An 11,832-nucleotide genomic window follows, 5' to 3' on the forward strand; every position below is an offset into this window, starting at 1 on the left:
GGCCCGACCAGACCGCGCCGCACGAGGCCGCCGACCCCGACCGGCCCGTCCACCCCCTGTCCGCCGGTCACGAGCACCGTCCCGACGAGCCGCGCTTCGACGGCCGCCGGGGCCGCTGGGTGGGCGCGTCGGTGCCCCGGCGCGAGGACCCGCGCCTGCTCACCGGCCGCGGCCGGTTCGTCGACGACATCGCGCTGCCCGGGATGCTGCACGCGGGCTTCGTGCGCGCGACCGTCGCGCACGCCCACGTCACCGACGTCGACCTGAGCGCGACCCGCGAGGTGCCCGGTGTCGTCGCCGCCTTCGACGGCGCCGATCTCGCGCTCGGCGACATCGTCGCGATCCTCGACCGCCCGCCCGAGGAGTTCACGCCGACCGCGATGCCGGTGCTCGCGAAGGGCAAGGTCCGGTTCGTCGGCGAGCCGATCGCCCTGGTCGTCGCGTCCGACCCGTACGCGGTGGAGGACGGCATCGAGGCCGCGCGGGTGTCCTACGACGTGCTCGACGCCGTCGTCTCGTCCGCGTCGGCGCTGGCCCCGGGCGCGGCGGTGGTGCACGAGGAGGCCCCGGACAACGTCCTGCTCGACGTGTCGATGTTCGACACCCCCGGCGTGGACGAGGCGTTCGCGGAGGCTGCGGGAGACGACGCGGAGCGGAGCTCGACCCGTCGAGGCTGTGTCGTCGAGGTCACGACGCGCAGCGGCCGGCAGAACGCCCTGCCGCTCGAGACCCGCGGCGCGGTGGCGTCGTGGGACGCGCGCGACGACCAGCTGCTCGTGCAGACGTGCACCCAGGTCCCCCACCAGGTCCGCACGGTGCTGGCCCGCTCGCTCGGGATCCCCGAGCGCACCGTGCGCGTGACCGTCCCGGACATGGGCGGCGGCTTCGGGCAGAAGTGCGTCGTCGGCCGCGAGGAGATCGCGGTGGCCGCGGCGGCGCGGCGTCTCGACCGTCCCGTCAAGTGGATCGAGGACCGGCGCGAGGCCCTGACCGCGGGCTTCCTGGCCCGCGAGCAGGAGTACCGCACGCGTGCGGCGTTCGACGCCGACGGGCACATCACCGCGCTCGACGTCGACGTCGTCTGCGACATGGGCGCCTACTCCTGCTACCCCTTCACCGCCGGCATCGAGCCGCTCATGGCCTCCGCGGAGATGCCCAGCGTGTACCGGGTGCCCGCCTACCGGGTGCGCGGCCGCGCGATCACCAGCACCAAGGCCCCGACCGCGCCCTACCGCGGGGTGAGCCGCCCGCAGTACGTGATGGCGATCGAGCGCGTCATGGAGAAGGCGGCGCGGGCGCTCGGCATGGACCCGGTCGAGGTGCGGCGGCGCAACGTCATCACCGCGTTCCCGTACACCGGGATCAACGGCGTCACCTACGACCCCGGCACCTACCGCGAGTCGCTCGACCTCGCCGAGGCGACGATCCGCGAGGAGGGCTGGTTCGAGGCGCGGGAGCGGGGTGACCGGCACCTGGGCATCGGCTTCTGCTGCTTCTCCGAGCGCACCGGCTACGGGTCGGAGGCGTTCGCCAAGCGGAAGATGACCGTCGTCCCCGGGTTCGACATCTCCGAGATCCGCATGGACACCACCGGCTCGGTGGTGGTCACCAGCGGCACGATGAACCACGGGCAGTCGCACGAGACGACGTTCGCGCAGATCGTCGCCGACCGGCTCGGCCTCGACCCCGAGCAGGTCAAGCTGCGCCAGGGCGACACCGAGCGCATCTCCTACGGGTGGGGCACGTTCGCGTCGCGGTCGGTGACGATCGGCGGCTCGGCGGTCGCGCTGGCCTCCGAGCGGCTCGGCGAGCTGCTCTGCCGCATCGCCGCGCACCTGCTCGAGACCCGCCCGGAGAACGTCGCGCTCGACGGCGACGGCGGGGTGGTGCAGCTCGACGACCCGTCGCGGACGCGCAGCGGAGCGGAGCCGGACCCGTCACCCAAACGGCTGTCGTTCGCCGACATCGCCGACGTCGCCCACCTGCGTGCCCACCTCCTGCCCAAGGACGTCGACCCGACGCTGACGGCCACCGCGAGCTTCGACGTCCCCGGCGACGGCACGTTCTCGAACGCCACGCACGCCGCCGTCGTCGAGGCCGACCCGGGCACGGGGCAGGTGCGCATCCTGCGCTACGTGTGCGTCGAGGACTGCGGGGTCGTCATCCACCCGCAGGTCGTCGACGGGCAGTGCCGCGGCGGGATCGCCCAGGGCATCGCGGGCGCGCTGTTCGAGGAGGTCACGTACGACGACCAGGGCGAGCCGTCGGCCGCGTCGTTCATCGACTACCTCGTCCCCACCGCCACCGAGATCCCCGACGTCTCGATCGCGCACCTGGAGACGCCGTGCGCGTTCACCGCCAATGGCGCGAAGGGCGCGGGCGAGGGCGGCACGATCGGCGCGCCGGCGGCCGTGCTGAACGCCGTCAACGACGCCCTGCGCCACACCGGCGTCGAGCTCGACACCACCCCGATCCACCCCGGGACGGTCCTGGACGCGCTGGAGGGCACCTCGTGAACGACCCGCACCTGCTGTCGCTGACGGTCAACGGCGCCGAGCACGAGGTGGTCGTCGAACCGCGGCGCACGCTCGCCGACGTCCTGCGCCACGACCTGCGCCTCACCGGCACCCACGTCGGGTGCGAGCACGGGGTGTGCGGGGCGTGCACCGTGCTGGTCGACGGCGCCCCGACGCGCGCGTGCCTGGTGTTCGCGGTGCAGGCCGAGGGCGCCGACGTACGCACGGTGGAGTCGCTCGCCCGGGACGGGGAGCTCTCCGACCTGCAGCGGGCGTTCGGCGACCACCACGCCCTGCAGTGCGGCTTCTGCACGCCCGGCTTCCTCATGCTCGCCGAGGGCGTGCTGGCCGAGCAGCCCGACGCTTCGCGCGAGGACATCCGCGAGGCGCTCTCGGCGAACCTGTGCCGCTGCACGGGCTACCAGACCATCGTCGACGCGGTGCACGCGACGGCCTGCTCACGACGGGAGACGGAGCGCAGCGGAGCTCGACCCGTGGACTGGGAGAGCTGCTCGTGATCCTGGACAACCACCTCGACGTGCCGGCCGCGCCGGACGCGGTGTTCGCGCTGCTCAACGACGTCGAGCGGGTCGCCGGCTGCCTGCCGGGCGCGACGCTCGAGGGCCGCGACGGCGAGGCGTACCGGGGCCGGGTGAAGGTCAAGGTCGGGCCGATCAGCGCCGCGTACGCGGGCACGCTGCGGTTCACCGAGGTCGTGCCCGAGCAGCGCACGCTGCGCCTGTCGGCCCGGGCGTCGGACGCCCACGGCGCGGGCGACGCGGAGGCCGACGTCGTGCTGTCGGTGGCCGAGGCCGACGGCGGCTCGACCCTCGACCTGCACACCGACCTGCTCATCCGGGGCAAGATCGCGCAGTTCGGCAAGGGCGCCATCACGACGGTCTCCAGCCGCCTGCTCGACCAGTTCGCCCGCAACCTCGCCGGCGAGCTCTCCTCCGACGCCGCGCCGGCACCCGGGGATGCCAGCCTGGCGTCCACGCTGGCATCAGACGCCAGGAAATCCCCCACCTCGACCACCTCGGCCACCTCGACCACCTCGGCCGCGCCCTCTACCCCCGCCGGCGGCGAGGCCCTCGACGGCCTGGCGATGTTCCTGCCCCCCAACGCCGGCCGCTGGGCCGCGCTGGCGGGCGTCGCGGCCGTCGGCGTGTTCCAGGGCTACCTGCTCGGGCGGCTGCGCGGGCAGAAGGACCTCATCCGGGAGCTGCGCCGTGGCCGCTGAGCACACGCCCGTCGACGCCGTCTACGCCCGCGCCGGCTTCGGCGCCGCCGTGCCCCGCGGGTCGCGCCCGGCGCTGGTCGTCGTCGACCTCACCCGCGGCTTCACCGAGGCCGCCTTCCCCTCGGGCTCGGACCTGACCGCCGAGGTCGCCGCCACGAACCGCCTCGTCGACGCCGCCCGCCGCGGCGGCGCGCCGGTCGTCTGGACCGTCATCAGCTACACCCCCGCCGAGGCCGACGGCGACGCGATCGCCTGGCTGCGCAAGGCCCCCGGCATGCGCGCGCTGCGCGAGGGCAGCGAGGCCGTGGCGATCGACCCGCGCCTCGACCACCGCGGCGACGACCCGTTGATCGTCAAGAAGGGCGCCTCGGCGTTCCACGGCTCGGGGCTGGCGTCCCTCCTCACCGGCCTGCACGTCGACACGGCCGTGGTCTGCGGCGCCACCACCTCGGGCTGCGTGCGGGCGACCGCGGTGGACGCCGTCCAGTCCGGCTTCGACACCCTCGTCGTCGCCGACGCCTGCGGCGACCGTGCGCGGGCCCCGCACGACGCGGCACTGTTCGACCTGCAGGCCAAGTACGCCGACGTCGTCACGCTCGACGACGCCGTGTCCTACCTCGACGACCCCTTCCGGAAGGCCGACACGTGACACAGCCCGAGCCCGCGGACCGCCGCGTCCTGTCCCAGCCGGCGCTCGCCGACCTCGGCGAGGTCCCGGCCGACAGCCGCTGGGTGCGCTCGCGCGGCCCGCTGCTGCACCTGCTCGACTACGGCCCCGAGGGGCGCCCGCCGCTCGTCGTCGTCCCGGGCATCACGAGCCCCGCGATCAGCATGGACTTCGTCGTGCGCGGGCTCACCGACCTCGTGCGCCCGGTCGTCCTCGACGTCCGCGGTCGCGGCCTGTCCGACAACGGCCCCGACCCCACGGCCTACGACCTCGACACCTACGCCCGCGACGTCGAGGCCGTCGTGCGCGGGCTGCGCCTCGAGCGCCCGATCCTGCTCGGCCACTCGATGGGCGCGCGCATCGTCGCGGCCACCGCCGCGGCCGGCCGGGTCGGGTCGCGCGGCTCCGTCCTCGTCGACCCGCCCATGAGCGGACCGGGTCGCGGGCCCTACCCGACCACGCTGGAGGCGTTCCTCGGCCAGCTCGACCAGGCCCGCCGGGGGACGACCGCCGACGAGGTCGCGCAGTCGTGGCCCCGCTGGCCCCGCCGCGAGCAGGAGCTGCGCGCCCGCTGGATGGGCTCGATCTCGCGCGACGCGATCGTCGCCACGCACGCGGGCTTCGAGTCCGAGGACTTCTTCGCCATCTGGCCCTCGGTGCCCGCCCCGACCGTGCTCATCCACGGCGGCGACAGCCCGGTGGTCACCGCCGCCGGCGCGGAGGAGGCCGCGAAGGCCAACCCGGAGGCGGCGATCGTCGAGGTCCCGGGCACCGGCCACATGGTCTTCTGGGACGACCCCGCCGCGGCGCTCGAGGCCACGCGCCAGGCCCTGCGCGCCCTGATCTGAGCGAAGGGCACCTTCGCTCGACTAGATCGAGCGAAGGTGCCCTTCGGTCACGAACACACACGCACAACAGGCGCCGGCGTCACGCCGCCCGCGTCACGTCCCCCGGGTCGGTGACCGAACCGCTCAGCAGCGCGCCCGCGTCGGGGACGCGCGTCTCGAGGCCCAGCTCGGACAGGATGCGGAAGGTCGTCGCGGTGGCCGCGGACAGCACCGGCAGGCCCACCTCGTCCTGCACCGCCTCGATCACCGGCAGCGAGGGCATCTGCACGCACGCCGAGAGCACGAGGGCGTCGGCGCCCGTCACGTCCACCTTCTTGTAGTGCTCCCGCAGGTCCTGCGGGTCGAGCCGGGCGACGGCCAGGTTGTCGGGCACCTGCAGCGACAGGGAGTCGACGACCTCGACGCCCGCGTCCTCCAGGTAGGCCACGACCGCCTGCGTCAGCGGCTCCATGTACGGCGTCACGATGGCCACCCGCTTCGCCCCGAGGGCCGCGATGCCCGACAGCAGGGCACCCGCGCTCGAGACGACCGGGGCCGAAGAACCCTCGGCGCGCAGCGCGGCGGTGATGTCGTCCTCGGCGGTGCAGTGGAAGCCCGGGCCCTGGGCCATGATCGCCACGAGGCACGCGGTGGCGACGACGTCCGGGCGGGCGTCGGCGAGCTCGGTGGCCGCGCGGGCCGCCTGCTCGTTCATGGCCTTGAGCTGCTCGGGCGTCACGTGCTGCATGCGCGCCCGGGCGGCGTGGAAGACGAACCGGTCGTCGGGCAGCACCCGCTCCCGCGCGGCGAGCATGCGCGGGAGCTCGGTCTCCATCGTCAGGTTCGAGCTCGGGACGATCATCCCGATGTGGTGGTCGCGAGACGAAGCGGAGCGGAGCTCGACTTCTGCTGGGTCGGTCACCGCGTCGCCACCGGCTTCATCTCGGGGATGGTCAGTTCACCCTGGTCGACGACGAGCTCGTCGTCCAGGTAGAGCGAGTTGCCGCGCATCGGGATGTCGAAGTGGCACGGGGTGTCGTTCGGGCCGCCGAGCTCGTTGTTCGGACCGATCGAGAACATGACGTTGCCGTAGAAGCTGCGCAGCTCCATGCCCATGCCGCCGGGGAACTGGGTCAGGCCGTGCCAGTGGGCGCGCTCGTCGAGGCCCCAGCCGACGTGGGACATGCCGTAGCCGCGGGGGTCGTCGAAGCTCTTGATGTAGCTCGACAGGAGCTCCGCGTCGAGGCCACCACGGATGTCGCGGATGAAGCCCTGCTCGATCTGGAGCGTCACCGGCGTCTGCACGTAGGTGTTGAACGGCAGCAGCACGTCGCCCGGCGAGAGCACGATCTGCCCGTCGACGCCGTCGTCGGCGCCGCCGGTGAACACGAACGCGGCGGGCCAGTGGTCCCAGCGCCCGGGGGTGTCGGTGTAGCCGTACTCGCTCATCGTCGGGTAGACGCCGAGGCGGTAGGTGACGTCGGTGCCCGCGGGGCTGGTGATGCGCATCGTCTGCGCCTTGGCGAGCAGGTCGGCGCCGTACTCGACGCGCTCGCGCAGCTCCGTGGTGGGCATGAGGCGGGCGAGCAGCTCGGGCGGCTCGACGGCGGTGAGGATGCGGGTGCCGGCGTCCTGGATCGCGAACTGCTCCGGTGAGAACAGCAGGAACGTGCAGTCGACGAGCATGTCGACCGACTTGAGCGCCTCGACGGCCAGCGGGATGTTCCCGAGGCCGGAGTCGCCCACGGCCCACGCGCCCGACGCGCTGGCGGGCGGGGGCAGGCGCAGGTGGAAGGTCGCCGCCCCGAGCTGCTGCGCCGCCCAGAGGAACGCGTCGGCGTACTCCCCGCGCTCGGCGCCGCGGGTCAGCACGGCGACCGTCTCGCCCTCGTGCACGCCGGAGAGCCGCAGCTGCTGCAGGCAGATGTCGTTGAACAGGTTCTGGTCCATCGGTCGACCACCTCCGGCTTCAATCCGAGCACGTACTATCCGAGCACGCAAGGTCTGCAACCCAATCGTCATGCCCGGACGGCCGGACGGCGCAGGGGCCTAGGCTGCCCCGATGGCACCCGAGGACGAACGCATCGCCCTGTTCCTCGACTACGAGAACCTCGCGATCGGGGCGCGGGACGGGCTGGGCGTGTCCCCGTTCGACTTCGGGCCGGTCGCCGACGCGCTCGCCGAGCGGGGCCGGGTCGTGACGCGCCGCGCGTACGGCGACTGGTCGGCGTTCGACGAGGACCGCCGCCTGCTCGCGCGCGCCCAGGTCGAGCTGATCGAGATCCCGCAGCGGATCGGCGGCTCCCGCAAGAACGCGGCGGACATCAAGATGGCCGTCGACGCCATCGAGCTCGCCTACGAGCGCGGGTTCGTCACCACCTTCGCGATCGGCACCGGCGACTCCGACTTCACCCCGCTCATGCACAAGCTCCGCGAGATGGACAAGCGCGTCATCGGCATCGGCGTGCAGTCGTCCACCTCGAAGCTGCTGCCCGCGGCGTGCGACGAGTTCCTCTTCTACGACCGGCTGCCCGGTGTGGAGGCCCGCCCGCTCCTGGCGCGCCCGTCCCGGCGCCGCCCGGCCACACCGGCCGCCGCTCCGGGGCCCGTCGAGCCGGAGCCCGTCGAGCCGGAGGCCCCCGAGCCGGTCGAGGAGACCGCCCCCGCGGCGTCCGACCCCGACCTCGCCGCCGTCGTCACCAGCACCCTCGCGGGACTGGCGCGTGCCACCGACGGACCGGTCCGGGCGTCGACACTCAAGCGCGCGATCCTGCGCAAGGACCCCACGTTCGACGAGGGCGACCACGGCTTCCGCGGTTTCGGTGAGCTCCTGCGTCACCTCGAGCACCGCGGTGTCCTCGCCCTCGCCCCGGGCACGGCCGCCGGCGACCCCGAGGTCGCGTTCCCCGAGGACGCCTCGGCCGAGGACGAGGCCTTCGCCCTCTTCGCCACCACGGTGCGCGACCTGGAGGAGGCCGCGGGCGCACCGCCCCAGCTCTCGGGCCTCAAGGACCAGATGCGCAAGCGGGAGCCGGGGTTCTCGGAGAAGCGCTACGGGTTCTCCAACTTCCTGGCCTTCGCCCGCGCCGCCCGCGCCCGTGACCTCGTGACGATGGACTGGGACGACGGCCGCGGGGACTACCAGCTCTCGGTGTACTGAGCCCGCTCAACGGTGCTGGCGACGGCTCCCGCCGTGCCAGTCCTCCATGACGCCGACCTCGTCGGTGGACACCCCGAACGACGGGAGCTGCGGCTGCTCGCGCAGCGAGCGCTTGAGCTCGGCGAAGCCGGGGAAGCGCGCGAGCCCGACCGCGTGGTCCCACAGCTCGCCCGCCTGCTCGGCGGTCGGCATGCGGCTGATCACGGGGCCGAAGAACGCGAGCCCGTCCGGCGGGTCGACCTGGATGATCGGGGTGCCGACGTCCCGTCCGGTCAGGGCGAGCGCCTCATCGGTCTCGGCCTGCACGACCTCGTCCCACGCGGTGTCGTCGGCGGCCTCCACGAGCGTCGTCGGCAGCTCCGCGGTGGTCAGCACGCCGGCGAGGAACGTGTCGCTGCCCTGCGCCTCGCGCGCCACGGAGGTGTCGGGCACCGGCTCCTGCTCGAAGACGTGGCGGCCGAACGCCTCCTGGAGGCGGTCGAGGGCGTCGGTACCGTGCTCCTTGCGCGCCCGGGCCGCGACCCGCAGCCCGCGCAGGCCTGCGGTGTGGCCCGCCTCGTACTCGGGCGGGAACTGCGCGGCGTAGTCCACCCCGGCGTTGACCAGGCGCAGCGAGATGAAGCGCCACTCGATGTCGAGGTCGCGCTGGCCTGCGACCAGGCGCAGCCACTTGCTCGTCATCCAGCAGAAGGGGCAGATCGGGTCGAACCAGAAGCGGACGTCCACCCCGCGACCCTAGGTCGGGCTGATCACGCCCGCACGCGGTCGGCGAGGGTGCCCGCGCCCGGGCCGTCGAGCTCGTCGAGGGCGTCGGCCCGCCCGGCCGCCGCCATGAGCACCGCCTCGCCCGGGCCGGTCACCTCCCGACCCTTCCCCCAGGTCCAGTCGACGTCGGTGGCCACGAGGCGCAGCCCGCGGATGCGGGGGGCCGCGTGGATCGGCGGGGCGACCACGGCGAAGGCGAGGACCGCCCGCAGGCGCTCCGGCGGGATCGTGCGCGGCAGCCCGAGGGGACGGCGGATGTCCTGGTGGTGGATCGTGCCGTCGGTCAGCGCGATCCGGTACCCGAACCGCGCCGCGAGCCCCTCCGGGGTGCGGTAGCGGCGCACGAGGTCGACGAGGTTCCAGGGGTCGAGCTCGTGCAGGGCGTCGACGGCGCGCCGGTTGGCGCGGTCCGGGGAGAAGCCCGACTGCGCGAGGATGCGCACGAACCCGGTCATGCCCTGCACGTCGTAGCTGATGACGTGGGCGACGACGTCGCGCACCGACCATCCGGGACACAGCGTCGGCGCGTCCCACTGCTCGGGGGTGAGCGTCGCGAGGAAGTCGGCGAGGTCACCGCGCTCCTCGCGCGCGAGGGCGAGCACGTCGGCCATGCGCGGCATCGTGGCAGCCCGCACCGGCCGGGCACGAGTCGCCGGTCAGTCCAGCGTGTCCTGCAGGCGGCGCATGCCCGCGAGCCACCGCTCGTAGTCGCCGGCCTTGCGCCGGAAGAAGGTCAGCACCTCGGGGTGGGGCAGGACGAGGAACTCCTCGCGCCGCACGCCCTCGACGACGGCGTCCGCCACCGCCTCGGGGGTGAGCACCTCGCCGGCCGCACGGACCGCACCGGTGGCCCGCGAGCCCATGCCGCCCGGATCGATCTCGAGCATCGGCGTCGCCACGCCCATCGGGCAGACGGTGCTGACCCGGACCCCCCGCGCGCCGTAGGTCACCGAGAGCCACTCGGCGAACGCCACCGCCGCGTGCTTGCTGACCGCGTAGGGCGCCGACCCGATCTGCGTCAGCAGCCCCGCCGCCGACGCGGTCGCGACGAAGTAGCCCTCGCCGCGCTCGAGCCAGCCGGGCAGCAGCAGGCGCGCGGCGGTGATGTGCGCGCGCACGTTGACGTCGAGGACGGTGTCCCAGACGTCGTCGGTGGTCTCGACGGGGTCGGTGCCCGCGGCGACACCCGCGTTGGCGAAGAACAGCTCGACGGGCCCGAGCGCGCCCTCGACCTCGGCGAGCATCGCGGCGGTGGCGTCGGCGTCGGTGACGTCGAGGGGGCGGACGAGGTCGGCGTCCGTCCCGTCGCGCACGGCGTCGAGGGCACCGTCCCGGTCGGTGGCCGCGACCCGCGCCCCCGCCCCGCGCAGCGCGGCCACCAGCGCCCGCCCGATGCCGCCGCCGGCCCCGGTGACGACGGCGACCCGATCAGTCAGCTCCATGCGGTGACGGTGTCAGACCCGCTCGATGATCGTCGCGTTGGACTGGCCGCCGCCCTCGCACATCGTCTGCAGGCCGCGGGTGCCGCCCGTGCGGTGCAGCTCGTGGACCAGCTTGGTCGCGAGGATCGCGCCGGTGGCGCCGAGCGGGTGGCCCATGGCGATGGCGCCGCCGTTGACGTTGGTGCGCTCCAGCGGCGCCCCGGTCTCCTGCGCCCAGGCCAGCACGACGGGCGCGAACGCCTCGTTGCACTCGAACAGGTCGATGTCGTCGATCGTCAGCCCCGCGCGCCGCAGGACGTCGCGCGTCGCGGGGATCGGGCCGGTGAGCATGAAGACCGGGTCCTCACCGACCACCGACAGCGTCGTGACCTTCGCGACCGGGGTCAGGCCGTGGGTGCGCAGGGCGTCCTCGGACACGACGAGCAACGCCGCGGCGCCCACCGACACCTGGCTGGACACCGCCGCCGTGAGCTCGTAGCCCTCGCGCAGGGGCGGCAGCGTCGACATCTTCTCGACGTTCGCGTCCGGGCGGATGCCCTCGTCGCGGTCGAGTCCGCCCAGCGGTGCGATCTGGCTGGCGAAGCGGCCCTCGTCGGTCGCCCGCGCGGCACGGCGGTGGCTCTCGACCGCGAACTCCTCGAGCTGCGGGCGACGCAGGTCCCACTTCTCGGCGATGAGCTGTGCGCCGCGGAACTGGCTGATCTCCTGCTCGCCGTAGCGCTCGATCCAGCCCGGGCCCTCGCGGCGGGTGCCCATGCGCTCCAGCACGGCGGCGTTGGCGTCGATGGGGACGATCGCCATGTTCTCGACGCCGGCCGCGATGACCATGTCCTGGGTGCCCGACAGCACCGCCTGCGCGGCGAAGTGCAGCGCCTGCTGCGACGAGCCGCAGGCGCGGTTGATCGTCGTACCGGGGACGTGCTCGGGGAAGCCGGCCGAGAGCCACGCCGTGCGCCCGATGACGCCGGCCTGGGGGCCCAGCTGCGAGACGCAGCCCATGAGGACGTCCTCGACGGCGCCGGGGTCGATGCCGGTGCGCTCCACGAGGGCCGTCAGCGCGTGCGCGCCGAGGTCGGCGGGGTGCACGTCGGCCAGCACGCCCTTGCGGGTGCCGACCGGCGTGCGGACGGCGTCGACGATGTAGGCCTCGGTGACGGCCACGGTGCCTCCGGTGATCCAGGGTGATTTCCTGGCGTCCAGTGTCAGCGGGGACGC

General features: G+C 74.0%; 12 protein-coding genes. 6 read left to right on the forward strand and 6 right to left on the reverse strand.

Annotated features, from left to right (window positions below; translation table 11 throughout):
• Positions 1–56 precede the first annotated feature (56 nt).
• The 5 genes from PGB27_RS00755 to PGB27_RS00775 are packed head-to-tail and all read left to right on the forward strand — an operon-like array spanning position 57 to position 5,271.
• Complete coding sequence (locus PGB27_RS00755; protein ID WP_274198980.1) at positions 57–2,516, forward strand: xanthine dehydrogenase family protein molybdopterin-binding subunit; 2,460 nt, start codon at positions 57–59, stop codon at positions 2,514–2,516.
• On the forward strand, positions 2,513–3,034 hold the full coding sequence (locus tag PGB27_RS00760; protein ID WP_274198417.1) for a (2Fe-2S)-binding protein: 522 nt from the start codon (positions 2,513–2,515) through the stop codon (positions 3,032–3,034). The genes PGB27_RS00755 and PGB27_RS00760 overlap by 4 nt, the downstream gene beginning before the upstream one ends.
• Complete coding sequence (locus PGB27_RS00765) at positions 3,031–3,756, forward strand: SRPBCC family protein (protein WP_274198418.1); 726 nt, start codon at positions 3,031–3,033, stop codon at positions 3,754–3,756. The genes PGB27_RS00760 and PGB27_RS00765 overlap by 4 nt, the downstream gene beginning before the upstream one ends.
• Positions 3,746–4,405, forward strand: a complete 660-nt coding sequence (locus tag PGB27_RS00770) for an isochorismatase family protein (RefSeq protein WP_274198419.1) — start codon at positions 3,746–3,748, stop codon at positions 4,403–4,405. Before PGB27_RS00765 ends, PGB27_RS00770 begins: the two co-directional genes overlap by 11 nt.
• A complete protein-coding gene (locus PGB27_RS00775; protein WP_274198420.1) occupies positions 4,402–5,271 on the forward strand; it encodes an alpha/beta fold hydrolase in 870 nt (289 codons plus the stop codon). The genes PGB27_RS00770 and PGB27_RS00775 overlap by 4 nt, the downstream gene beginning before the upstream one ends.
• A gap of 79 nt (positions 5,272–5,350) precedes the next feature.
• Here the strand turns inward: PGB27_RS00775 and PGB27_RS00780 are convergent, their stop codons facing one another.
• Both PGB27_RS00780 and PGB27_RS00785 read right to left on the reverse strand, forming a co-directional pair.
• A complete protein-coding gene (locus PGB27_RS00780; RefSeq protein ID WP_274198421.1) occupies positions 5,351–6,112 on the reverse strand; it encodes a maleate cis-trans isomerase family protein in 762 nt (253 codons plus the stop codon).
• A gap of 56 nt (positions 6,113–6,168) precedes the next feature.
• Positions 6,169–7,200, reverse strand: coding sequence for a M29 family metallopeptidase (locus PGB27_RS00785; RefSeq protein ID WP_274198422.1), 1,032 nt, complete (start codon positions 7,198–7,200; stop codon positions 6,169–6,171).
• 112 nt (positions 7,201–7,312) lie between these two features.
• On the opposite strand from PGB27_RS00785, the gene PGB27_RS00790 reads away from it, so the two are divergent.
• Entirely contained in the window at positions 7,313–8,410 is a 1,098-nt protein-coding gene (locus PGB27_RS00790; RefSeq protein WP_274198423.1) for an NYN domain-containing protein, read from the forward strand.
• A 6-nt stretch (positions 8,411–8,416) separates the two neighbouring features.
• Here the strand turns inward: PGB27_RS00790 and PGB27_RS00795 are convergent, their stop codons facing one another.
• From PGB27_RS00795 to PGB27_RS00810, 4 genes are read right to left on the reverse strand one after another with little or no spacing between them, the layout of a single operon-like run.
• Complete coding sequence (locus PGB27_RS00795; RefSeq protein ID WP_274198424.1) at positions 8,417–9,136, reverse strand: DsbA family protein; 720 nt, start codon at positions 9,134–9,136, stop codon at positions 8,417–8,419.
• A 23-nt stretch (positions 9,137–9,159) separates the two neighbouring features.
• Positions 9,160–9,786 carry a maleylpyruvate isomerase family mycothiol-dependent enzyme gene (locus tag PGB27_RS00800; RefSeq protein WP_274198425.1) on the reverse strand — a complete coding sequence of 209 codons (627 nt, stop codon included), beginning with the start codon at positions 9,784–9,786 and terminating at the stop codon, positions 9,160–9,162.
• A 45-nt stretch (positions 9,787–9,831) separates the two neighbouring features.
• Positions 9,832–10,617, reverse strand: coding sequence for an SDR family oxidoreductase (locus tag PGB27_RS00805; protein ID WP_274198426.1), 786 nt, complete (start codon positions 10,615–10,617; stop codon positions 9,832–9,834).
• A 12-nt stretch (positions 10,618–10,629) separates the two neighbouring features.
• On the reverse strand, positions 10,630–11,778 hold the full coding sequence (locus tag PGB27_RS00810; protein ID WP_274198427.1) for an acetyl-CoA C-acetyltransferase: 1,149 nt from the start codon (positions 11,776–11,778) through the stop codon (positions 10,630–10,632).
• Between the last annotated feature and the right edge of the window lie 54 nt (positions 11,779–11,832).

Origin of the sequence: Actinomycetospora lemnae, assembly GCF_028737315.1 — a bacterium.
Classification (GTDB): Bacteria; Actinomycetota; Actinomycetes; order Mycobacteriales; family Pseudonocardiaceae; genus Actinomycetospora; species Actinomycetospora lemnae.